The sequence below is a fragment of the Pseudarthrobacter defluvii genome, from assembly GCF_030323865.1.
GTDB lineage: Bacteria > Actinomycetota > Actinomycetes > Actinomycetales > Micrococcaceae > Arthrobacter > Arthrobacter sedimenti.
Map to the genome: position 1 here is coordinate 2,897,437 of NZ_CP066362.1, position 21,561 is coordinate 2,918,997.

Annotated in this window: 25 protein-coding genes; 16 read left to right on the top strand and 9 right to left on the bottom strand. The window is 63.5% G+C overall.

All coding sequences use genetic code 11. The annotated features are described in order from the left end of the window. Positions 1-23: 23 nt before the first annotated feature. The 13 genes from JCQ34_RS13330 (at position 24) to JCQ34_RS13390 (ending at position 11,313) form a co-directional block, all read left to right on the top strand. Positions 24-1,442, top strand: a complete 1,419-nt coding sequence (locus JCQ34_RS13330; protein WP_286404514.1) for a CpaF family protein — start codon at positions 24-26, stop codon at positions 1,440-1,442. Continuing rightward, on the top strand, positions 1,443-2,396 hold the full coding sequence (locus tag JCQ34_RS13335; RefSeq protein WP_286398168.1) for a type II secretion system F family protein: 954 nt from the start codon (positions 1,443-1,445) through the stop codon (positions 2,394-2,396). It begins immediately after the preceding gene. Between the two features lie 9 nt (positions 2,397-2,405). After that, on the top strand, positions 2,406-3,278 hold the full coding sequence (locus JCQ34_RS13340; protein WP_286398170.1) for a type II secretion system F family protein: 873 nt from the start codon (positions 2,406-2,408) through the stop codon (positions 3,276-3,278). A gap of 8 nt (positions 3,279-3,286) precedes the next feature. Continuing rightward, entirely contained in the window at positions 3,287-3,499 is a 213-nt protein-coding gene (locus JCQ34_RS13345) for a Flp family type IVb pilin (protein ID WP_286398172.1), read from the top strand. 266 nt (positions 3,500-3,765) lie between these two features. Further along, on the top strand, positions 3,766-3,969 hold the full coding sequence (locus JCQ34_RS13350) for a Flp family type IVb pilin (RefSeq protein ID WP_286398173.1): 204 nt from the start codon (positions 3,766-3,768) through the stop codon (positions 3,967-3,969). 85 nt (positions 3,970-4,054) lie between these two features. Next, positions 4,055-4,426 (top strand): TadE/TadG family type IV pilus assembly protein, encoded by a 372-nt coding sequence (locus JCQ34_RS13355; RefSeq protein WP_286398175.1) that lies wholly within the window; start codon positions 4,055-4,057, stop codon positions 4,424-4,426. Further along, complete coding sequence (locus JCQ34_RS13360; protein WP_286398177.1) at positions 4,414-5,463, top strand: TadE/TadG family type IV pilus assembly protein; 1,050 nt, start codon at positions 4,414-4,416, stop codon at positions 5,461-5,463. Before JCQ34_RS13355 ends, JCQ34_RS13360 begins: the two co-directional genes overlap by 13 nt. Positions 5,464-5,486: 23 nt before the next feature. Then, on the top strand, positions 5,487-6,236 hold the full coding sequence (cpaB, locus tag JCQ34_RS13365; protein ID WP_286398179.1) for a Flp pilus assembly protein CpaB: 750 nt from the start codon (positions 5,487-5,489) through the stop codon (positions 6,234-6,236). Beyond that, positions 6,233-7,426 (top strand): AAA family ATPase, encoded by a 1,194-nt coding sequence (locus tag JCQ34_RS13370; protein ID WP_286398181.1) that lies wholly within the window; start codon positions 6,233-6,235, stop codon positions 7,424-7,426. Before cpaB ends, JCQ34_RS13370 begins: the two co-directional genes overlap by 4 nt. After that, entirely contained in the window at positions 7,426-8,901 is a 1,476-nt protein-coding gene (locus JCQ34_RS13375; RefSeq protein ID WP_286398183.1) for a CpaF family protein, read from the top strand. The genes JCQ34_RS13370 and JCQ34_RS13375 overlap by 1 nt, the downstream gene beginning before the upstream one ends. Before the next feature lie 10 nt (positions 8,902-8,911). Continuing rightward, on the top strand, positions 8,912-9,844 hold the full coding sequence (locus JCQ34_RS13380) for a type II secretion system F family protein (protein ID WP_286398184.1): 933 nt from the start codon (positions 8,912-8,914) through the stop codon (positions 9,842-9,844). Positions 9,845-9,851: 7 nt separating this feature from the next. After that, positions 9,852-10,736 (top strand): type II secretion system F family protein, encoded by an 885-nt coding sequence (locus tag JCQ34_RS13385; protein WP_286398185.1) that lies wholly within the window; start codon positions 9,852-9,854, stop codon positions 10,734-10,736. 94 nt (positions 10,737-10,830) lie between these two features. Next, positions 10,831-11,313 carry an Hpt domain-containing protein gene (locus tag JCQ34_RS13390; RefSeq protein ID WP_286398187.1) on the top strand — a complete coding sequence of 161 codons (483 nt, stop codon included), beginning with the start codon at positions 10,831-10,833 and terminating at the stop codon, positions 11,311-11,313. Positions 11,314-11,351: 38 nt separating this feature from the next. Here JCQ34_RS13390 and JCQ34_RS13395 read toward each other — a convergent pair whose 3' ends face one another. Further along, on the bottom strand, positions 11,352-12,131 hold the full coding sequence (locus JCQ34_RS13395; protein ID WP_286398189.1) for a response regulator transcription factor: 780 nt from the start codon (positions 12,129-12,131) through the stop codon (positions 11,352-11,354). A gap of 254 nt (positions 12,132-12,385) precedes the next feature. Between JCQ34_RS13395 and JCQ34_RS13400 the strand changes: the two genes are divergently transcribed. Next, positions 12,386-14,053: a sensor histidine kinase gene (locus JCQ34_RS13400; protein ID WP_286398191.1), complete on the top strand. Its 1,668-nt coding sequence runs from the start codon at positions 12,386-12,388 to the stop codon at positions 14,051-14,053. On the opposite strand, the gene JCQ34_RS13405 is transcribed toward JCQ34_RS13400, so the two are convergent. The 8 genes from JCQ34_RS13405 to JCQ34_RS13440 form a co-directional block, all read right to left on the bottom strand. Then, positions 14,054-14,947 (bottom strand): tRNA pseudouridine synthase A, encoded by an 894-nt coding sequence (locus JCQ34_RS13405; RefSeq protein WP_286398193.1) that lies wholly within the window; start codon positions 14,945-14,947, stop codon positions 14,054-14,056. Positions 14,948-14,979: 32 nt separating this feature from the next. Next, positions 14,980-15,552, bottom strand: a complete 573-nt coding sequence (gene rplQ, locus JCQ34_RS13410; RefSeq protein ID WP_286398194.1) for a 50S ribosomal protein L17 — start codon at positions 15,550-15,552, stop codon at positions 14,980-14,982. 68 nt (positions 15,553-15,620) lie between these two features. After that, a complete protein-coding gene (locus JCQ34_RS13415; protein ID WP_013601812.1) occupies positions 15,621-16,631 on the bottom strand; it encodes a DNA-directed RNA polymerase subunit alpha in 1,011 nt (336 codons plus the stop codon). 130 nt (positions 16,632-16,761) lie between these two features. Further along, positions 16,762-17,163, bottom strand: coding sequence for a 30S ribosomal protein S11 (gene rpsK / locus JCQ34_RS13420; RefSeq protein ID WP_018760435.1), 402 nt, complete (start codon positions 17,161-17,163; stop codon positions 16,762-16,764). Between the two features lie 54 nt (positions 17,164-17,217). Continuing rightward, positions 17,218-17,592 (bottom strand): 30S ribosomal protein S13, encoded by a 375-nt coding sequence (rpsM, locus tag JCQ34_RS13425; protein ID WP_003803743.1) that lies wholly within the window; start codon positions 17,590-17,592, stop codon positions 17,218-17,220. Positions 17,593-17,776: 184 nt separating this feature from the next. Beyond that, positions 17,777-17,890, bottom strand: a complete 114-nt coding sequence (rpmJ, locus tag JCQ34_RS13430; protein WP_009358722.1) for a 50S ribosomal protein L36 — start codon at positions 17,888-17,890, stop codon at positions 17,777-17,779. A 71-nt stretch (positions 17,891-17,961) separates the two neighbouring features. Next, the gene (infA, locus tag JCQ34_RS13435) at positions 17,962-18,183 is read right to left on the bottom strand and encodes a translation initiation factor IF-1 (protein ID WP_009358723.1); all 222 of its coding nucleotides are present in this window, start codon (positions 18,181-18,183) and stop codon (positions 17,962-17,964) included. A 171-nt stretch (positions 18,184-18,354) separates the two neighbouring features. After that, positions 18,355-19,407 carry a P1 family peptidase gene (locus JCQ34_RS13440; protein WP_286398196.1) on the bottom strand — a complete coding sequence of 351 codons (1,053 nt, stop codon included), beginning with the start codon at positions 19,405-19,407 and terminating at the stop codon, positions 18,355-18,357. Positions 19,408-19,631: 224 nt separating this feature from the next. Here JCQ34_RS13440 and JCQ34_RS13445 point away from each other — a divergent pair, with 224 nt between their 5' ends. Both JCQ34_RS13445 and JCQ34_RS13450 read left to right on the top strand, forming a co-directional pair. Further along, positions 19,632-20,591, top strand: a complete 960-nt coding sequence (locus JCQ34_RS13445; protein WP_286398197.1) for a carbohydrate ABC transporter permease — start codon at positions 19,632-19,634, stop codon at positions 20,589-20,591. Continuing rightward, positions 20,588-21,508: a carbohydrate ABC transporter permease gene (locus tag JCQ34_RS13450; RefSeq protein ID WP_286398199.1), complete on the top strand. Its 921-nt coding sequence runs from the start codon at positions 20,588-20,590 to the stop codon at positions 21,506-21,508. The genes JCQ34_RS13445 and JCQ34_RS13450 overlap by 4 nt, the downstream gene beginning before the upstream one ends. Positions 21,509-21,561: the final 53 nt, after the last annotated feature.

The following is a 21,561-nucleotide window of genomic DNA, read 5'->3' on the forward strand; positions in this document are numbered from 1 at the left end:
GTCTCTCAAACCGTTTTGCCAAGATGCGCGGCGAGTCCGAGCCCGATGATCCCACAACCTCCCCACATGCAGCATCCACTTTGGGAACCATCCAGCAGGCTCAGGCAGCAGAGCAGGCCCAAGCCCCGGTCACAGTTGAAGTTATCGGCGGGATTGCGAGTGAGGCACTAGCAGGCCTTAAAGAACGTGCCAGCCAGGCACTGTACGAGAGGCTAGGCTCTCGTATCACCGACTCATCCCTTGAGGAGGCCGAACTCCATCAGTTTGTGAAGGATGAGCTCAAGTTAGTCGTTGATGAGGAGCAGGTACCTCTGTCACAGGGAGAGCGCCAGCGACTTACACGGGAGATCATAGACGACGTCTTGGGACACGGACCGCTGCAGCGGTACCTGGATGACCCGTCAGTCACGGAAATTATGGTCAACAGGGCAGACCAGATCTATGTGGAGCGAAACGGCCACCTGTTCCTAACTGACACTAAATTCAGCAACGAGGAAGCGCTGCGGAGGGTCATCGAACGAATCGTCACCCGGATCGGTCGGCGGATCGACGAATCCTCCCCACTTGTGGATGCCCGCCTGGCTGACGGGTCGCGCGTAAACGCCATCATTCCCCCGTTGGCCGTCAACGGCGCGTCGCTGACAATCCGAAAGTTCGGGCGGGAGGCGTTGACGGTACAAAAACTGATCAGCTTCGGAAGCCTGTCTCCCGAAATGGCCGAGCTACTCCAGGCTTGCGTCCTGGCCCGTATGAACATCATCGTCTCCGGCGGTACCGGCACCGGTAAAACGACAATGCTGAATGTTCTGTCGTCGTTCATCCCTGCCACTGACCGGATTGTGACCATTGAAGATGCCGTCGAACTGCAGCTCCAACAGGACCACGTCGTCAGGCTGGAAAGCCGGCCGGCGAACATTGAGGGCAAAGGTGAGGTTTCCATCCGCGACCTGGTCCGCAACTCCCTCAGGATGAGGCCGGACCGCATCGTTGTGGGTGAGGTCCGCGGTGGCGAATCGTTGGACATGCTGCAAGCCATGAACACCGGTCACGACGGCTCGATTTCAACAGTTCACGCCAATTCACCCCGTGACGCAGTGGCCCGACTGGAAACCCTCGTCCTGATGGCCGGAATGGACCTTCCGCTCAGGGCGATCCGGGAGCAGATCGCATCAGCGGTCAACCTGATCGTGCATATCTCCCGCCTCCGCGACGGAACCCGCCGGGTGACGCACATAACTGAAGTGCAGGGGATGGAAGGCGACATCGTTACGCTTCAAGATGCCTTCGTCTTCGACTACTCTGCGGGCATCGACGCCAACGGCAGATTCCTAGGGAAGCCCGTTCCCACCGGGGTCCGTCCGCGGTTCACGGACAGGTTCGAAGAACTGGGAATCAGGGTCTCTCCCTCCGTATTCGGAGCCCAAGGGCCAAGGAGTCGGTAGATGGAAACTCCTGAAGCCCCGCTCATGATCCTGGTCGCAGGGGTACTGATGATCTTCGCATCGATCATCGTCCTATTTGTTGTCGTGTTGAAGCCCCGACATGCGATCCCGCTGTCAAGGCGTCGGCCGGATGTTCCTTCAGGTGCATCCAAACTGACCGTCCTCACCGATACTGCTGTTGGCGCCATCAACAAGCGCCTCAAAGGAAGAAACGACTTCCTGGTCACCCGCGAAAAGCTGGAACGGGCGGGGCTGAAGGCCCAACCTGCCGATTTCCTGCTCATGATGGGCGCGGGCGCACTGGCAGGCAGTGTCTTGGGGTTCCTTCTCGGAGGACTCTTCTTCGCGATCCTTATGATCGCCGTCGTTCCAGCCGGTATGCTCGCTTACCTTTCGATGCTTAGTTCCAGGCGGAGGAGCAAATTCGACGAGCAACTTCCAGACACGCTGCAGATGCTGACTGGGAGCATGCGGGCCGGGCATTCGCTCCTCAGGGCCATAGACGCGTCCGCCCGCGAAACGGACGCTCCAATGTCCGAAGAGCTGAGCAGGATCGTCAACGAAACCCGGATTGGCCGCGATCTGGGCGAGTCAATGATGGAAGTGTCCGCCCGTACCGGAAGCGAAGACTTCGGCTGGATTTCCCAAGCCATCGAGATCCACAGGGAAGTAGGCGGAGACCTTGCGGAAGTCCTCGACCACGTTGGTGAAACCATCCGCGACCGCAACCAGATCCGTCGCCAAGTCAAAGCCCTGAGTGCAGAGGGAAAGATGTCCGCTGCTGTTCTCATGGGGTTGCCAGTGGTTCTGTTCTTCGCACTCATCCTGATCAACGGTCAATACCTAAAAACATTTACGAGCACGGTTCCCGGGTTCCTGATGCTCGGCGCTGCCGCTGTGATGCTCACTGCCGGCGGGTTCTGGCTCAGCCGGCTGATCAAGCCTAAGTATTAGGAGCGCGATATGTCACCCATAGCACTCGGGGCGATCCTGGCCATCGTTCTACCCGTCTCATATCTGGTTTGGTCGGTGGTGGCTACGGACAGGGTTGCCATCCGGAACATACAAGCCAACCTGGGCCAGCGTGCCAGGAACGCTGCCCCGCAAACCCTGGCGCTCGAGTTCAGTGCCTTCAACCGCAGGGTTACGCCAGTCCGCTACGTCGCCTGGCTGGACAAACAGCTCGCTGCCTTAGGACGCCCTAAGGAGTGGCCCCTCGAACGCCTCCTGGCGGTAAAGCCGCTGCTGGCGCTCGGAGCCGGGCTCCTCGGCTTGTTCTACTTCCTTGCCTCGCCGGAGCCGTCACGCTTCGCGATCCTTCTTGCCGCTATTGCTTTTGGCTATTTTGCTCCAGACCTGCTGATACGCACTAACGCTGAAAAGCGGAGGGACAAGATTCGGCAGGAGCTGCCGAACACGCTCGACCAGATGCTGATCTCTGTACAGGCGGGTCTCGGGTTTGAAGCTGCCATGGCCCGTACGGCACAAAACGGCGGCGGCCCCCTCGCGGACGAAATGACGCGCACGCTTCAGGACATGCAGGTGGGGCGTTCGCGGAAGGAAGCCTACTTGGCCATGTCCGATCGCGTTGACGTTCCCGACCTGCGCTCGTTTATACGCGCCATCGTTCAAGCGGATGCATATGGGATCGCGATCGCCAAGGTATTGAAAGTCCAGGCCCACGAAATGCGGATGAAGCGACGCCAACGGGCGGAAGAACACGCAATGAAGATCCCCGTGAAGATTCTTTTCCCACTCATCTTCTGCATTTTCCCGACCCTCTTCATCATCCTTTTGGGGCCGGCAGTCATGAACATCATCGCCGCGTTTGCCTAGGAGGAACCGTGAGGAACTTGATGGAGGCTTTGTCCTTGGTCCGAAACACCTTGCAGGAACTGACAGGTGAAGAAGACGGTGCAACCGCCACGGAATACGCGATCACAGCCGGGTTCATTGCAGTCGTGATTGTGGCTGGAGCTGGCTTTTTTGGCCTCTCCTTAAATGGCTACTTTGACCACCTCACCACCGGAGTAAAGACCGCGCTCGGTTTCCCCTAGCGAGCACGTTCGTACTGGCGTTACTCGCGCCCCAAAAACCGGACCCCCTCGGCACCCAGAACCGAGGGGGTCCTTTTTGGGTGCCCGCAGCTTGCGCCAGCGCAGCTTTAGCGCAGCAAAACCCGGGCAAAAGCACAGCAAACATGCACCCAGTAAAGGCTTTGCGCAGGATGTTGCAAGATCGGGTCAACGCCGGATCAAGCGTTGCTAACTTCGATTCAGTGCTGGTGCAGGGCCAGCCAATCCGTCTCGCACAGGAGTCTCAGATGCTTTCTCTCTACACCAACATCATGACCCGCTTCCGCAGCGAAAAGGGCGCAACCGCCGTTGAATACGGCATCATGGTCGCCCTCATCGCGGTCGTCATCATCGTCGCCGTCAGCACCCTCGGAGGCCAGCTCGGCACCCTCTTCACCGGCGTCACAACCGATATCGCACACCCGAGCACTACCGCCGTTCCTTCCCCGTAGCATCTGACCGCCGTTCCGGACCCCATATCGAAACGGCGGCACTCTACGCGACAAAAACAAGCAAATCCAAGAGGAGGTGCAGCAGGTGAAACGTGATTCGGAGCGCGGCGCGGCCGCCGTCGAATTCGCGATCCTGCTGCCCCTCCTCTTGATGCTTGTGCTGGGCACCATCGAATTTGGCCGTGCGTACAACGCCCAGATCACCCTGACCAACGCAGCCCGCGACGGGGTGCGGGTCATGGCGATCAACAACGATCCCACCGCCGCCAAGAAAGCAGCCCAGAACGCGGCGGCATCGATCAGCACCATCCCTGTCTCAAACATCACGCTCAGCGCCACCACGTGCAGCACAGGGAACCAGGTCACACTGACCATCAAGTACACGCTGTCCACCATCACCGGCATCGCCGGCCCGTTCCCGATGACAGGCAAAGGGGTAATGCTGTGCGGCGGGTAGGCAAGAACAAGCGGACCGAACAGCACGGCGAGCGCGGCGCCATCAGCGTCATCGTTGCCATCCTCCTGGTGACCCTCCTCGGCTTCGTGGCCATCGCAGTCGACGTCGGGGTGATTTATTCCGAGCGTGCGCAGCTGCAGAACGGCGCGGACGCTTCCGCAATCGCCGTCGCACAAAAGTGCGCGCGCAATCCAGCAGACCCGCTGTGTTCGACGACGTCCACGCTCGCCGGCAGCCTGGCGAACCAAAACGCGCTGGACGGCCTGAGCAACGTCAACAACATCCAGTTAGACACAACGGCCAGGACTGTTTCGGTCACCACCACATCCAGGGAAAAGGGAGCTCCGGACAATTCGGTCTCCCTCTTCTTTGCCGGAGTGCTGGGCATCCCCTCCAAAGAGGTTGGGGCGAAGGCGTCGGCTGTTTGGGGCAGCCCCAAAGCCGGACGCACTGCTTTCCCGCTTGCCTTTTCCATCTGCCAGGTCAAGGGCTACGTCGACGGCGGTCTGCAGCTTCTCCAAGACCATGGCCAGAATGCCAATGCCTCCTGCAACTACGGACCCTCCGGAGCGGCGGTATCCGGCGGCTACGGATGGCTGGTCCAGGACGCCGGAAAATGCGGCGGCACCATCGACCTGGCAGTGAGCGAGGGCGGCAGCGACCCGGGCAACAACGCGCCTGGCAACTGCGATGCCACACTTAACGGCTGGGGTGCAGACATCGCGGCCGGCAAGAAGGTCATCGTGCTGCTTCCCGTCTTCAACAAAATCACCGGCACTGGATCGGGAGCGATCTACAGCCTGGTCTCCTTTGCAGCCTTCGACGTCACCGGCTGGAAGTTCAGCGGCGGCACAGGCCTGCCCTATGAATTCCAAAGCACCAAGTCCACCGCTACAGGGGTTACCACGGCTACCCAATGCACCGGAAACTGCCGCGGCATCATCGGCAAGTTCGTCACCTACGTTTCCCTCGCCGACGGCTACACGCTGGGTCCCGTTGACCCCTATGGCGCCACCATCGTCCGTCCTACCCTTTAGCGCTACCCCATCAGGAGAACAACGTGAAGTCTCGCATGCTCGCCGGCACGGCCGCCGTAGCCCTGGCGCTTGTGGGAGCCCTCCTCATAATCGTCTACGCAAACGGCGCGGACGCACGGGCGATGGCCAGCACCAACCCCAAGAAAGTGCTGGTTGTCCAAAAAGCCATCCCGGCCGGAACCCCGGTGAATGACATGACGGCCTCCCTGGTCATCGAGGACGTTCCCGCCGCCGGTATAGCCGCCACAGCCCTCACGTCACTGGATGGCAAGGGCGGAACGGTTGCCGCCGTGGACCTGGTCCCCGGCGAACAGCTGCTCGCGGAACGTCTTGTTGCACCCTCCGATGCCAAGAGCAGCAGTGCGGCCAAGGTGCCGGCAGGGCTGCAAGAAGTGACGTTTGAGCTGGAACCAAAGATGGTGGTCGGTGGGCGCCTCGAAGCAGGTGACCATGTGGGCATTGGATTCAGCTTCGCCGGGGGTGCAGACAAGAGTAAGCCCGGCGAACCCACCACCCAGCTTTCTCTCCGCAAGGTCCTCGTCACCGCCGTCCAGCGTGCCACGCAGCCAACGGCAAAGCCCACCGACGGCACCAACCCCCAGGACACCACCCTTCCCCAAGGCTCCTTCATGGTGACTGTTGCGGTGAGTGACGTGGACGCCAACAAAATCATCTTCACCACAATCAATGGCAGCCTCTGGCTCACCAAGGAACCCCTCGACGCCCAGGACAACGGCGGCTTCATCGCCAGGAAGGACAACGTGTACAAATGAGCCGTTTCGTCCTCCTCTCCCCCAACGCCGAGTTCGACCAAAAGCTCCGCGCCGCCGTCGCCCACGGCCTGCGCGGCAGCGTGCAGACCATCGCCAGTGACATCCTCCCGGCAGGCCCGGCGGAACTGTTCGGCCTCCTCAACCAGGAGCAGCCCGAAGTCCTCATCATCGGCCCGGACGTTCCTTACGAAGAAGCACTCCGTTTCGCCAAGGTCTTCGACGTCCAGCTCCCAGGCCTCAGCCTGGTCCTGGTCAGCGACGTGGACCCGGACTTCTTGCTGCACGCCATGCGCGCCGGCATCCGGGACATCCTCAGCCCGCAGGCCGACGCGGCCGAAATCAGGGTGCTGCTCGAGCGCGCATGCCAGTCCTTCGCCACCCGCCACCGCGGCCCCGAGCAGCAGCAGGCGGAGAACGGCAAGGGCCTGGTCATCGGCGTCTTCTCCCCCAAGGGCGGCGTAGGCAAAACCACCCTGGCCACCAACATCGCCATCGGCCTGGGCCAGATCGCGCCCATGAGCGTAGTGATTGTGGACCTGGACCTGCAGTTCGGGGACGTCGCCTCCGGCCTCTACCTCAACCCGCAGCACACGGTCACGGACGCCGTCACCCCGGCCGCCGCCCAGGACCCGCTGGTCCTCAAGGCCTTCCTCACCGTGCACCCCGCCGGCATCTACGCCCTGTGCGCCCCGCCCAACCCGGTGGACGCGGACCACATCACCCCGGAACAGGTCAGCCACCTGCTGGAACAGCTGGCCCAGGAATTCCAGTACGTGGTCATAGATACAGCCCCCGGCATGCCGGAAATCGGCCTCGCCGCCATGGAACAGTGCACCGACGTGGTCTGGGTTAGCGCCATGGACATCCCCAGCCTGCGCGGCCTCCGCTCCGGCCTGGAGGTCCTCCGCCAGCTGGACATCATGCCCGAATCCCGCCACGTGGTCCTGAACATGGCCGACGCCAAAGCCGGCCTGAACGTCCAGGATGTCGAATCCACTATCGGCGCCCCCGTGGACGTCAGCGTCCCCCGCTCGCGCGCCGTGGCACTGTCCACCAACCGCGGCATCCCCGTCCTCCAGGAATCGAAGAAAGACCCCGCCGTCAAAAGCCTCCGCCAGCTGGTGGAGCGCTTCAACCCGGCGTGGCGCACGCAGACCCAGCGGAAGCTTCACCGAAGGGTGGTTATCTGATGAAACTCTCCGAACGCATCAACGCGGCCCAAAGCCGCCAGTCGTCCGGCACCGCACTGCTCGAGCCCCCGCGCCCGGCGCCGTCGCCGACCCCGGCGGAAAGCACGGAGCGGCACCTTCCGGCGCATGCCGCCGTCGTGCATTCAGCGCACGACGGCGGCACCCAGCAGGTGCCCACGGCACCCAAGGTGGACGTCTTCGCCGCCATGAAGGACAGGGCGGCCACCGCGCTGTTCGAGCGCATGGGAACGCGCTTCAACGATGCCGCCGTCACCGAACAGGAACTGCGGAGCACCGCCAAGGAGGAGCTGACCCGCATCGTCGACGCCGAGCAGGTGCCGCTGACCCCGGAGGAACGCACCCGCCTGGTCCAGGACGTAGCCGACGATGTGCTGGGCTATGGCCCCCTCCAGCGCCTGCTGGACGATCCCGCCGTCACCGAAATCATGGTCAACCGCATGGACCAGATCTACGTGGAACGCAAAGGCAAGCTCACGCTCACCGAGTCCCGGTTCAGCTCCGAGGAACACCTGCGCAAGGTCATCGAACGCATTGTGTCCAAGGTGGGCCGCCGTATCGACGAGTCCTCCCCGCTGGTGGACGCGCGCCTGGAAGACGGCTCCCGTGTCAACGCCGTCATCCCGCCGCTGGCCGTGGGCGGTTCCTCGCTGACCATCCGAAAGTTCAGCAAGACCCCGCTGACGGTCCGCAACCTGATCGACTTCGGCACGCTGACGCCGGAAATGGCCGAACTGTTGAACGCCTGCGTCAAAGCCAAGCTGAACATCATCGTCTCCGGCGGTACCGGCACCGGCAAGACCACGCTGCTGAACGTCCTCTCCTCATTCCTCCCGCACGACGAACGCATTGTGACTATCGAGGACGCCGTGGAACTGCAGATCCAGCAGGACCATGTGGTCCGGCTGGAAAGCCGTCCGCCCAACACTGAGGGCAAGGGCGCGGTGACCATCCGCGAACTCCTCCGCAACTCCCTCCGTATGCGCCCCGACCGGATCGTGGTGGGTGAGGTCCGTGGCGGCGAGTCCCTGGACATGCTGCAGGCCATGAACACCGGCCACGACGGCTCCCTCTCCACCGTGCACTCCAACTCCCCCCGCGACGCCGTGGCCCGCCTCGAAACCCTGGTGCTGATGGCCGGCATGGACCTTCCGCTGCGCGCCATCCGCGAGCAGATCGCCTCCGCCGTGAACCTCATCGTCCAGATTTCAAGGCTCCGCGACGGCTCCCGCCGCATCACCCACGTCACCGAGGTGCAGGGCATGGAAGGCGACATCGTCACCCTCCAGGACGCCTTCGTCTTCGACTATTCCGCAGGCGTGGACGCGCAGGGACGGTTCCTGGGCAGGCCAGTGGCCACCGGTATCCGGCCGCGGTTCATTGACCGGTTTGAGGACCTAGGCATCCACGTGTCGCCGGCAGTGTTCGCCACCCCGCTGGGTCCCGGCGCGAAGTAGGGACTGAGCCATGATCATCGCCATCGGAAGCGTCATCCTCCTGGCAGCCATCGTCCTGCTCGGGGTGGCCGTGCTCCTGCCGAGCGCACCCTCGGTGCCGCTGGACCGCCGTCGTCCGTTTGAGCCCGAGCCGCCGTCCTCCCTCTCCCGCCTGGCCCTGTCCGGCGTCAGGTCCTTCGAACGGCTGCTTGCGGGCCGGAACGTTAAGGTCTTTTCCCGCGCGGAACTGGAGAATGCGGGCCTGCGCCTCAGCCAGGCCGAGTTCTTCCTGCTGGTGGGCATCGGCGCCTGTGTTGGGATGCTGGTGGGCACCGTGACTGTGGGTCCCCTGGTGGGACTGCTGCTTGCCTTGCTGGCTCCGTTTGTGGGCAAACTGGTCCTGGGTTTCCTGGCCGGCAAGCGCCGCACCGCCTTCGATGGGCAGCTGGGCGACACGCTGCAGCTGCTCTCCGGCGGCCTCCGGGCCGGCCACAGCATCCTGCGCGCCATCGACGCAGCGGCGGCTGAGTCGCAGAAGCCGACGTCGGAGGAGATGCGGCGGGTGATCACCGAAACCAGCCTGGGCCGCGACCTTCTTGCCGCGTTGAACGACACCGCCGACCGGATGAAGAATGAGGACTTCATCTGGATCTCCCAGGCAATCCAGATCAACCGCGAAGTGGGCGGCAACCTGGCCGAGGTGCTGGACCAGGTCAACGAGACCATCCGCGAGCGCGCGGAGATCAAGGGGCACATCAAGGCCCTCGCGGCCGAAGGCAAGTTCTCCGCGTACATCCTGATCGCCATGCCCTTTGGCATCGTGGCCATGCTGCTCGCGGTGAGCCCGAGCTACATGAACTCGATGTTCACCCATCCCCTGGGCTGGGTGATGATCGGTGCCTCGTTTGTCCTGATGACCATTGGCGCGCTGTGGATGCGCAAGATCATCGACCTGAAGTTCTGAGGCTGCCATGAACCTTCTAGTTCTCCTGTCCGTCCTGCTGGTCTGCGTCCCGGTGGCGGCACTGGCATGGTCCGTCCTGACCGTGGACAAGCAGGGGCGCGTGGCTGTCACCGAACTGCTCTCCCGCGGTGCACCACCAGTCGCGGTTGCTCCTACCGGAGCGCCGGCGCGGCTCGAAGCCCTGGGCCGGCGCCTCACTCCCCCGGCCTACGTCGCGTTCCTGGACCGGCTCCTGTCCCTCGCCGGCCGGCCCGCCTCCATGCCCCTGGGCAAAGTGCTGGGATCGAAGATCGGCCTTGGCGTCGCCGGTGCCGCGGCTGGCCTCTATCTGACCTCCATCGGCAGTTCACCGATGATGAAACTCGCCGGGATCTTCGTCCTGGTCCTCAGCTACTTCATCCCTGACCTCCTCCTTTACAGCAAGGGCCAGGAGCGGCAAAAGGCGATGCAGCTGGAGCTGGCCAACACGCTGGATCAGATGCTCATCTCCGTGGAAGCCGGACTCGGCTTCGAAGGCGCCATGGCGCGCGCCGGCGAGAACGGCAAGGGCCCGCTCGCAGAGGAACTGGTCCGCACCCTGCAGGACATGCAGGTGGGACGCAGCCGGCGCGAGTCCTACATCGCCCTGGCTGAGCGGACCAATATCCCGGAGTTGCGCAGCTTTGTGCAGGCCGTGGTGCAGGCCGATACGTACGGCATCGCCATCAGCCGGGTACTGCGCGTCCAGGCCAAGGTCATGCGGGTCAAGCGGCGCCAGCGGGCCGAGGAAAAGGCCATGAAGCTACCCGTCATGATCCTTTTCCCGCTGCTGTTCTTTATCTTCCCGGTCCTCTTCATCGCCATTCTGGGACCGGCCGTGATCAATGCGGTGATGACCTTCAGCGGGCAGTAGCGCCTACGCAGGCCGACGGCAAGTTTGCCTCAAGGTTTACACAGAATGATGACAAATAGGCCAACGACGGATTTCCAGGAAGTAGCCTTGAACAATGCACAGTACCGATCCCGGTCCCGGCGGAAAGAGCCCCGCTGCGGACTCGCCGCTGCCCGGGGTCGCTCTGCCTGCTCCTGCCGTTCCCGCTCCCAGCGTGGGACCTTCACTCGAGGCGGCGAATCTGTTGCCACTGATTGATACTGCTGTCCTGGACGAGCTTGAAGAGGAACTGGCCGGTACCGGACTGGCCCAGCGCTTCGCCCGAGACTATGCCGCCATGTGGGATCTCCGGCTGACCCGGCTCGGAACAGCGGTGGACAGGCGGGATGAGGACTCCGCCCTGGACGCTGTCATCAGCCTGAAAATCAGCTCCGCCATGGTGGGCGGCCTCAGGCTGGCAAGGCTCGCCGAACTCCTGGAAGGCCTGATCCGGCAGGGCGACTTTGCCCAGGGCCAGGCCATGATGGCCGGTGTGGCCCGGGACGGGGCACGCACAGTCTCCGAGCTGCAGGCAACCTACATCCTGGAGAAGGGCTGACCCCTCAGTTCCAGGAGTCAGCACCTTGAGGATCGCGGTTAGGCGTCATCAGGACGACGCGGCGCCAACCGGTAGCCGACACCTCGGACCGTCTGCAGCCAGCGCGGCGACAGCTGGTCCTCCTTGAGCTTGCGCCGCAGGTTTCCCACGTGGACCTCCACGGCGCGCTCGTCCGCTTCGCTGATATAGGTTTCCCGGTCGTAAAACTCACCCCGGACCGCCCGCACCAGGTCAGCCCTGGTGCACACGGCACCGCCGCCCTTCAGCAGCACGTGGAGGAGGTCGAACTCACTGCGGGTTAGTCCCAGCGGCTGGCCTTTGATTTCCACGGTGCGCGTCCGGTGGTTAAGGAGGAGCCCGTTGTGCTGCAGGACTCCGGGCTCTGCGTGGGCGGCAGGAGCCGGGGCCTGGCCCCAGGACGTGGACGCGTTCTGCCCGTCCGACTCATGCCGGGGCCTGCGCATCATTGCCGCCACCCGCGCCCGCAGTTCCCTGGGCCTGAAGGGTTTGGCAATGTAGTCGTCCGCCCCCGCATTGAGTGCCGACAGCAGGTCCGGTTCCTCCGTGCGGCCGGTCAGCATCACCACATATGCGTTGCTGAAATTCCGGATCCGCCGCAAAACCTCAAACCCGTCAATATCCGGCAGGCCAATATCGAGCGTCACGACATTTGCCTGCTTGCTGCGGACTACGTCAACCCCGGTCCGCCCATCCACCGCTGAATGCACCTCGAAGCCCGCCTGGGTCAAAACACCTTCCAGGAGGTTACGCACGTCGGCGTCATCCTCGATTACTACAGCTACACCAAGATCGTCCATTGCTATCCCTGCGCCAGGCGAAGATGGCCCCCCATTGGCCCAGCGCCAATGCCAATCCCGCTCCAACCATTTATACGCTACTAGTAAGCCCGACTGATGACACCCGGATCGGCGCCCAAAATTGAAAAGTCAATTATTATGACAAGACATGTGCAATATCCATGGGAAAGGGTGGTTGCCCAAGGTAACTGGGGGGAATTGATAGACCTTGGCGGCACCTGCTTTCCAAATGCGAAGGGGTACGAGTCAGAAACATGGCTGAGCCGTTGTTCCAGCGTGGACCCGGCCGCATCTTCCGCCGGTTGGGACCCCGTGCCCAAGTGGCGTTGTGTCAGCTCCCCCTTACCTTCCTTGTGGCTGCCATTGCCGTGGCCACACCGTTCGCCTGGCCTTCCCTGACGCACAGCCCCCTGTATGTGGCCGGAATAGTCCTGCACGCAATCCTGTTCCTTGGCTGCTTCCTGGTCCCCTGGGAACGGCTGGCACACCGCCCCTACCTGCTGATTCCCGTCCTGGATTTCGCCGCCATCGGTTTCCTCCGCAATGGCGCGGCGCCCCTCTTGCCTGGCCTTGCGGTGCTGGTGGTCTTCCCGGTCATTTGGCTCTCCGCCTCCGGCATGCTGGCCCGCAGCAGCCTGGTGCTCAGCTTCCTGGGGCCGTTGCTGATCATGCTTCCGTCAGCCGCGGCCGACTTCCCAGCTGTCACCGCCTCCGACTTCACCATCGTCGTTCTCTTCCCTGTGATGATGCTCGCCGTGTCCCTGGCCATCCGCTTTGCCAGCGTGAGCCTCCGGCAGCAGCAGGCCGAGCTGGCGGACAAGGACCGCGAACTCCGGGACCTGCTGGCCGCAAGCCGGGAACGGGAGAAGCTGCTGGAAACCGTACTGGACGCCACGGACGTCGGTATTGCCGCCGTCGACCGTTCCGGGCACTTCCTGGTGTCCAACAGCCGGCAGCGCAATTTCCGCCGCGCCACGGGGGCCGACGAAGCCATTCCCGGGCAGGGGCACCAGCTGATCTTTGGGCAGGACCGCCGCACCCTGCTTCCGCGGGACCGCAGGCCTATCAGCCGGGCCATGGCCGGTGAGTCGTTCGCCGACTATCTGGTGTGGGCGGGCGAGGGACCGGAGCAGCGTGCCGTATCCACGGCCGCCCGCCCCCTGGTCAGCGAGGACGGCCGGCTCACCGGCGCCGTGGTGGTCTACAGCGACGTCACCGGTTGGGTGGAATCCCTGGCGGCCAACCAGGAGCTCATCTCCAATGTCACGCACGAATTCAAGACCCCGCTCAATTCGATCCTGGGCAACGTGGACCTGGTGCTGGAAGACCTCGATGAGCTGCCCGCGGACGTCGCCAAGCGCCTGCTGGTGGTGCAGCGCAACGCCGAACGGCTGCTGGACCTGGTGGCCGACCTGACCGCTTCCGCCTCCACCACCCTGAACGTCCATCCCAAGCGGACCGACCTGGCCAGCCTGGTGGAGACCAGCCTGAGTTCCGCCCAGGCTTCGGCCCTGCGGTCCCACGTGGAGATTGCCGCCGATGTCCCCTCGCCCCTGTGGGCCTACGCGGACCCGCTGCGGATCGGGCAGGTGCTGGACAACCTGGTGTCCAACGCCATCAAATACAGTCCCGACGGCGGCAAGGTCAGCATCAGCGCCCAGGCGGACCGGCAGTGGGTCCGCCTGAGCGTCACGGACACCGGGATGGGCATGTCGCACGAGGACGCTGCCAGGGCTTTCAACCGCTTCTTCCGCGCCGAGTCCGCGCAGAAGGCCGCCATTCCCGGGGCAGGACTGGGGCTTTCCATCACCCGCATGATCGTGGAACGGCACGGCGGCAGCATCATGTGCGAGAGCGGCGAAGGCCAGGGCAGCACCTTCACGGTGACGCTGCCGGCAGAAGGCCCGCCCCCGGCGTTCTAATCAGTACTCGCGGACGGCCCTTGTCTGCTCGGCGCGCGCCAGCAACTGGCTGTCCGACGGGTAGGCCACTTCCTCCAGCACCAGGGGGTGCGGAGCGGCCAGGACAGACTTGGCATCGCGCTTCTGCAGCAGCAGCCGCTCGTACAACCAGCCCGGTTCCACCGCCCCCTCCCCCACGTACAGGGCAGAGCCGATCAGGGCGCGGACCATGTTGTGGCAGAAGGCGTCGGCCTGGACGGTGGCCACAATGACGCCGTCCTCGCCGCGCCGGAACTCAAAGCGCTGCAGTTCCCTGATGGTGGTGGCTCCTTCGCGTGGCTTGCAGAAAGACAGGAAGTTCTGCAGGCCCAGCAGTTGCGAGGCGCCCTCGTTGAGCAGGTCAACGTCCAGCGGGCTCTTGTGCCATAGCGTAAAGTACCGCTCCAGCGGGTCCCAGAGGGCGGGCCCGTCCGCGATCCGGTAGCTGTACCGCCGCCAGAGCGCGGAGAAGCGGGCGTCGAAACCCTCAGGCGCCAACCCGATGGAATGCACCTCCACCGCGCCGTGGAGGTCGCCGAGGGCCCGGTTCAGGGCGCCGCGGAGCCTGCGCAACATGGCGACGGCGGGATCCAGCTCATGTCCGCGCGGCAGCCCCAGCCACTCGGCTTCGGTGAGGTCCAAGTGCACCACCTGCCCTCGGGCGTGGACTCCGGCGTCGGTCCGCCCCGCAACGGTGACCCGGACCTGGCGGCGGACCAAAAGCTCGATCGCTTCCTCAAGCACGCCCTGGACAGTCCGCAGTCCGGGCTGCACGGCCCACCCGCTGAACGGGCCGCCGTCGTACGAAAGATCAAGCCGGATACGCAAAAACCCGCCGCCCCCTGAAACGGGGGCCGCGGGTTCTTGGTGGTTCACAGACCTAAGTCTATGCGAAGGAAATCGGCGAATTACTTCGCGTCCTTCTCCTCGACTGCGGGAGCCTCGGCAGCTTCCTCAGCGGCCGGAGCCTCTTCGGTTGCAGCTTCCTCAGCAGCGGGTGCCTCTTCGGTTGCAGCAGCTTCCTCAGCGGCCGGAGCCTCTTCAACAGGAGCTTCCTCGGCGGCCGGAGCAGCCTTGGCGGCAGCCCGGGTAGCCTCGGCTACGACGGCCTGCTTGGCGGAAACCGGCTCGAGAACCAGCTCGATGACAGCCATGGGAGCGTTGTCGCCCTTGCGGTTGCCGATCTTGGTGATGCGGGTGTAGCCGCCGTCGCGGTTCTCCACAGCCTGCGCGATGTCGGTGAACAGCTCGTGGACGACGCCCTTGTTGCTGATCAGGCCGAGCACGCGGCGGCGGGAAGCGAGGTCGCCACGCTTGGCGAAGGTGACCAGGCGCTCTGCGTACGGCTTCAGGCGCTTGGCCTTGGTCACCGTGGTGGTGATCCGCTTGTGCTCGAACAGGGATGCTGCCAGGTTCGCGAGCATGAGGCGCTCGTGAGCCGGGCCGCCTCCGAGGCGCGGACCCTTAGTGGGGGTAGGCATAATTGTTTCTCCTCATGTGGAAGCCGTGGACGGCACACCATGGTGCTGCCCGCCGGCCAAGGTCTGGTTTAGAGTTCGTCGTCGCCGAACGCGGCGTCGTCCTCTTCGATTGCTGCGGCGCGTGCTGCGAGGTCAAAACCGGGAGGCGAGTCCTTGAGGGACAGGCCCAGTTCAACCAGCTTTGCCTTGACCTCGTCAATGGACTTGGCACCGAAGTTGCGGATGTCCATCAGGTCAGCCTCGGAGCGGGCAACGAGTTCACCCACGGTATGGATGCCCTCACGCTTGAGGCAGTTGTAGGAACGGACGGTGAGGTCCAGATCCTCGATCGGCAGTGCCATGTCGGCTGCCAGGGCAGCGTCGGTGGGCGACGGGCCGATCTCGATACCTTCAGCTGCGGTGTTCAGCTCACGGGCCAGACCGAACAGTTCCACCAGGGTGGTGCCTGCGGAAGCAACGGCATCGCGCGGGGCGATGGCCTGCTTGGTCTCGACGTCGACAATCAGCTTGTCGAAGTCGGTGCGCTGCTCAACACGGGTTGCTTCCACGCGGAAAGTAACCTTCAGCACCGGCGAGTAGATGGAGTCGACCGGGATGCGGCCGATCTCTGCGTCGCCGGACTTGTTCTGAGCTGCCGAAACGTAGCCGCGGCCGCGCTCGATGGTCAGTTCGAGTTCGAACTTGCCCTTCGAGTTCAGCGTGGCGATGTGCAGATCCGGGTTGTGGAATTCGACGCCGGCCGGCGGAGCGATGTCCGCGGCGGTGACGACTCCGGGGCCCTGCTTGCGCAGGTAAGCCACGACAGGCTCGTCGTGCTCGGAGGAAACCGACAGGCTCTTGATGTTAAGGATGATCTCGGTGACATCTTCCTTGACACCCGGAACCGTGGTGAACTCGTGCAGCACACCATCGATCCGGATGCTGGTTACGGCAGCACCGGGGATGGAGGAGAGCAGGGTACGGCGGAGGGAGTTTCCGAGGGTGTAGCCGAAGCCCGGTTCCAGCGGTTCAATGATGAAACGCGAACGGTTTTCGGAGACGACCTCTTCGGAGAGGGTGGGGCGCTGTGCAATGAGCACTTAGGTTTCCTTTCGGCGAGCATCCGCTATATGACGCAACACAGGTGGTGGAAATTCGGTCTGAAGACTTAACGCGCTGGGCTTGCCCGGACCATCGCTGGTCCGGGCAAGCTCCTGCTGCGGAAAAGAATTAGACGCGGCGGCGCTTCGGCGGGCGGCAGCCGTTGTGGGCTGCGGGGGTGACGTCCTGGATGGAGCCAACCTCGAGGCCTGCGGCCTGCAGCGAACGGATGGCGGTCTCGCGTCCGGAACCCGGTCCCTTGACGAAAACGTCTACCTTGCGCATGCCGTGCTCCTGCGCACGCTTGGCAGCGGCTTCGGCAGCCATCTGGGCAGCGAACGGGGTGGACTTACGCGAGCCCTTGAAGCCAACCTCACCGGAGGAAGCCCAGGAAATAACAGCGCCGCTCGGATCCGTGATGGAAACGATGGTGTTGTTAAAGGTGCTCTTGATGTGCGCCTGGCCAAGCGCGATATTCTTCTTGTCCTTCTTACGCGGCTTGCGAACCGCGCCACGAGTCTTCGGGGGCATTTTTTCTCCTACAGAAAGTTATTGGGGAAAGTCCGTAAATCCCGGGCGGGGATTTTAACGGGCCTTCTTCTTGCCGGCGACGGTACGCTTCGGGCCCTTGCGGGTACGTGCGTTGGTCTTCGTACGCTGACCGCGTACGGGCAGGCCCTTGCGGTGGCGCAGGCCTTCGTAGCTGCCGATTTCAACCTTGCGGCGGATATCTGCTGCTACTTCGCGGCGAAGGTCACCCTCAACCTTGTAGTTGCCTTCAATGTAGTCACGCAGCTCAACCAGCTGGGCGTCAGTCAGGTCCTTGACGCGAACGTCAGCGCTGATGCCCGTGGCAGCCAGGGTTTCGTGTGCACGGGTCTTGCCCACGCCGTAGATGTAAGTAAGCGCAATTTCCAGCCGCTTTTCGCGGGGAATGTCTACGCCAGCGAGACGAGCCATAGTGGCAGTACTCCTTGATAAACCGGAGGTCGTAGGCAGTACACCCGCACAATCCGTGCGGCCCCAGCCTCCGACCGGGGGTTAGCTGTCCGGACTCTTTCGAGCTCAATGTTCCAGATCAGCTTGTGCTGCCTTTATTTACTTGCGTGGGTTAGCAACCCAGGATTTCCTTCAGGGAAGGAAATTAGCCCTGGCGCTGCTTGTGGCGCGGGTTCTCGCAGATCACCATGACCCGGCCATTACGGCGGATCACTTTGCACTTTTCGCAGATCTGCTTGACGCTCGGCTTGACCTTCATGGCATTCCTTTGCGTGTAGCAGTTTGGTCAACTGGAGCGGCAGCCAGTTTGTCCTGACGCCGCCCAGCAATTTACTTGTAGCGGTAGACGATACGACCACGGGTGAGGTCGTACGGGCTCAGCTCCACCACTACGCGGTCCTCAGGGAGGATTCGGATGTAGTGCTGACGCATCTTTCCAGAGATGTGTGCCAGAACGATGTGCTTGTTGGTGAGCTCAACGCGAAACATCGCGTTAGGCAGCGCCTCGGTCACAACGCCTTCGATCTCAATGACCCCGTCCTTCTTGGCCATACCCTCCGCTAACTGTTGTTGCCGCGGCCCCGCCGGATTGCACCGGGCATGACCACGAACGTTTTTGTTGGATCGATTGCCGTCTCCAGGCCCAAAAGGGCGTGGCAGTCCAGACAACCAACAAACAACACTACCCCGTCAGCCGGTAAAAGTTAAATCGGCCATAGTAGCCTACGCGGAGCGGTACGCACCATATTCACCCGCGGGGGTGGTGACGGTTTCAGCGCTGGCCACGCCGTCAAGGATGGCCAAACGTACGACGTCGGCTGCCGCACTTTGCAGCGTCATTAGGCTCAGCTGCCGGGCAGCTTCGTCCGAGCGGTCGAGTGCCACGGCACCGGTTGCCAGGCAGAAGACAGTGTCCCCGTCGGCCAGGGTGTGTGAGGGGTTGAGAGCTCTCGCGATCCCCGCGTGAGCCGCCGCGGCAGTCCGCTTACATTCGGCCACATCAAGGACGGCGTTGGTAGCCACAACGACCAAAGTAGTGTTGAAGGGCGGCTCAGCGGCACCCGCTTGAGGTGAATCAGGAACCCGGAAGCGCGCGTCTAAGGTGGGCCCACGCGAGCCGGGTTCCCTGGCCGAGCTTGCGAGGTTAGGGGGCTCGTGGGGAGGAACGACCGAGCGCGCGGAGGGTTCGTGATTCCCCGACGGGGACACCGGCAATCCCAACGCATTCACCACTGCGATTGCCCCCACAACTACACCGTTATTGAGCGTGACCGACGCTGTTCCTACGCCACCTTTGTACTGCCCCCTGCCGATGAGCGCCCCGGTGCCGGCGCCCACGTTGCCGCGTTCGACGTCGTGCCCTTCCTTTTGCCCTGCTGCGGCGGCCGTTGCCGCGTAGCCCATGTCGGGCGTCGGGCGTGCGGAGAAGTCGCCTCCCCTGCCCAAATCGAAGATGGCGGCGGCGGGAACAATGGGCACCACTCCCCCGGGGACGGCGAAGCCGCGGCCGTTTTCCTCGCACCAGCGCTGGGCTCCTGCCGCCGACGTCAGCCCGTACGCACTGCCCCCGGTGAGGACCACCGCGTCGACGCCGCTGACCAGCGTGGTGGGGTCAAGGGCGTCTGTTTCGTGGGTGGCAGGCCCGCCGCCCTGGACATCCACCGAGCCCACCGTCCCCGGCGGCGGCAGGACCACGGTGACCCCCGTCAGCCAGCCGTCGCCGTCGTTCTGGACATGGCCCACGCGAATGCCCGCGACGTCGGTAATGGTTCCCATGCCCCTATTGTCCCCTCTGCTGGCGCGCCCCTGCCGCAGGAGCAAACTTTATGCGAGACTGCAAACAACACAGGGTTAATGGGCAAGGAAGCCTTTGTTAACTATTTGAGGAGAAGGGCTTTTTCAGGGGTTTCGCCCACCGACAATGTGGTGAAGTAATGGCTTGATTCCCCTTACCCGCGAGACCGGCCACAAGCCGGCTCCGAAACCCGTGAGAGATCCGCATGACACGTCAACTCTCCCCGCGGCCCTCCACCAGGCCCGCTGACCCCGCGGCCGGTGCCGCCAAGATACCCCGCAGGCGGTGGACCGCCAGAAGCCGCCGGGACTTCTTCGTTTTCCTTGCCATGGCGTTGCCCAACCTGGTGCTGATCGCCGTCTTCACCTACCGTCCACTGTTCAGCAACATGTACTACTCCACGCTGGACTGGACCCTGGGCTCCCCCACCGCCAGCGTCGTGGGCCTTGCCAACTACGTCACCTTCTTCAGCAGCAACGATGCGCCGAAGGTCCTGGGCACAACTGCCGTATTCACCTTGGTCACGGTGGGCGGATCCATGCTGCTGGGCCTGCTGGTAGCACTGGCGCTGAACGCGAAGGTCCGCGGCACCACGTTCGCCCGCTCCGCCGTCTTTGCGCCCTATGTGCTCTCCGGCGTCGGCGTGGGCCTGGTATGGCTGTTCATCTTCGACCCCGGCTACGGCGTCCTGGCCTGGCTGCTGCGAGGCATCGGGCAGCAGAGCCCGCAGTGGATCAACGATCCCCAGCTCTCGCTGGTCATGGTCATCCTGGTCTACGTCTGGAAGAACCTGGGCTACTGCGCCGTGGTGTACCTGGCCGGGCTGCAGTCCCTCCCCACGGAGGTCATGGAAGCCGCCTCCCTTGACGGTGCCAACGGGTTCCGGCGCTTCATGAGCATCTCGCTGCCGCTGCTGTCCCCCACCACGTTCTTCCTCCTGATCACCACCATGCTCAGCTCCCTGCAGGCCTTCGACCTGATCCGGATCATGACGCCGCTGGGCACCGGCACCAGCACCCTGATTTACGAGGCCTACCTGCAGGCCTTCGGCGCGTACAACAGGGCCGGCTACTCGGCAGCCATTTCCGTGGTGCTGTTCGCCATCCTCCTGGTCATCACCGTGCTGCAGCTGCGGTTCGTGGAACGAAAGGTGCACTACTCGTGACCTCCCTGTCACCGGTCAACCCGGACCCCGCTGCCCCTGCCGTTCCCGGCCCCGCCCAGGACCTCCGCCGCGACCGCCCGTTCTCGCGCCGCAACCTCATCCAGACGGTGGTGGGCGGCTACCTGCCCCTGCTCATCGCAACACTAGTGGTCTTCCTGCCGCTGCTGTGGATGGTGTTGAGCTCCTTCAAGCAGTCCGGCGAAATCGTCACCACGGACCTGAAGATCCTCCCCGAGAGCCTCAATCTGGAGAACTACCGGACTGCCATGACCACCGTTCCGTTTGGGCAGTTCTTCCTGAACAGCACCATCGTCACCCTGGCCGGCGCCACCATCAAGGTGATCCTGGCGATCCTGACGGCGTACGCCCTGGTCTTTGTCCGCTTCCCGTTCCGGAACTTCATCTTCCTGCTGATCCTGGTAGCCCTCATGGTGCCGCCGCAGGTATCCATCCTGCCCAACTTCATCCTGATCGCCGGGATGGGCGGCAAGAACACCCTCTGGGGCATCATCCTTCCCGGCTTGGGCACTGCGTTCGGCACCTTCCTGCTGCGCCAGCACTTCCGCACCTTGCCGAATTCGATCCTCGAGTCAGCAGAGATGGACGGCGCCGGCCACTGGCGCCGGCTGTGGCAGATCGTGGTCCCGGTCTCGGTGCCGTCCATCGCCACCGTGGCGCTGGTGACGATCGTGACCGAGTGGAATGACTACATCTGGCCGCTCATCATCACCGACCGCCCGGAAACCATGACCCTTCCCGTGGGGCTGACTCTTCTGCAGAACAACGAGAGCAATGCCGCCGGCTGGGGTGTCCTCATGGCCGGCGCGGTCCTGGTCATCGTCCCCATCCTGATCATCTTCGCCGCCCTGCAGCGCTACATCGTGGCCGGCCTCACCCAAGGGAGCGTGACGGGCTGAGCTGCCTGCGGCCGTCGTACTTTTCGACCTTCGACTTTCACATTTTCAAAGGC

Coding starts and splice junctions, on each gene's coding strand:
- JCQ34_RS13330 (WP_286404514.1), top strand. CDS start 24: ATGCGCGGCGAGTCCGAGCCCGATGATCCCACAACCTCCCCACATGCA.
- JCQ34_RS13335 (WP_286398168.1), top strand. CDS start 1,443: ATGGAAACTCCTGAAGCCCCGCTCATGATCCTGGTCGCAGGGGTACTG.
- JCQ34_RS13340 (WP_286398170.1), top strand. CDS start 2,406: ATGTCACCCATAGCACTCGGGGCGATCCTGGCCATCGTTCTACCCGTC.
- JCQ34_RS13350 (WP_286398173.1), top strand. CDS start 3,766: ATGCTTTCTCTCTACACCAACATCATGACCCGCTTCCGCAGCGAAAAG.
- JCQ34_RS13370 (WP_286398181.1), top strand. CDS start 6,233: ATGAGCCGTTTCGTCCTCCTCTCCCCCAACGCCGAGTTCGACCAAAAG.
- JCQ34_RS13375 (WP_286398183.1), top strand. CDS start 7,426: ATGAAACTCTCCGAACGCATCAACGCGGCCCAAAGCCGCCAGTCGTCC.
- JCQ34_RS13380 (WP_286398184.1), top strand. CDS start 8,912: ATGATCATCGCCATCGGAAGCGTCATCCTCCTGGCAGCCATCGTCCTG.
- JCQ34_RS13385 (WP_286398185.1), top strand. CDS start 9,852: ATGAACCTTCTAGTTCTCCTGTCCGTCCTGCTGGTCTGCGTCCCGGTG.
- JCQ34_RS13390 (WP_286398187.1), top strand. CDS start 10,831: ATGCACAGTACCGATCCCGGTCCCGGCGGAAAGAGCCCCGCTGCGGAC.
- JCQ34_RS13395 (WP_286398189.1), bottom strand. CDS start 12,131: ATGGACGATCTTGGTGTAGCTGTAGTAATCGAGGATGACGCCGACGTG.
- JCQ34_RS13400 (WP_286398191.1), top strand. CDS start 12,386: ATGGCTGAGCCGTTGTTCCAGCGTGGACCCGGCCGCATCTTCCGCCGG.
- rplQ (WP_286398194.1), bottom strand. CDS start 15,552: ATGCCTACCCCCACTAAGGGTCCGCGCCTCGGAGGCGGCCCGGCTCAC.
- rpsK (WP_018760435.1), bottom strand. CDS start 17,163: ATGCCCCCGAAGACTCGTGGCGCGGTTCGCAAGCCGCGTAAGAAGGAC.
- rpsM (WP_003803743.1), bottom strand. CDS start 17,592: ATGGCTCGTCTCGCTGGCGTAGACATTCCCCGCGAAAAGCGGCTGGAA.
- rpmJ (WP_009358722.1), bottom strand. CDS start 17,890: ATGAAGGTCAAGCCGAGCGTCAAGCAGATCTGCGAAAAGTGCAAAGTG.
- infA (WP_009358723.1), bottom strand. CDS start 18,183: ATGGCCAAGAAGGACGGGGTCATTGAGATCGAAGGCGTTGTGACCGAG.
- JCQ34_RS13440 (WP_286398196.1), bottom strand. CDS start 19,407: ATGGGAACCATTACCGACGTCGCGGGCATTCGCGTGGGCCATGTCCAG.
- JCQ34_RS13445 (WP_286398197.1), top strand. CDS start 19,632: ATGACACGTCAACTCTCCCCGCGGCCCTCCACCAGGCCCGCTGACCCC.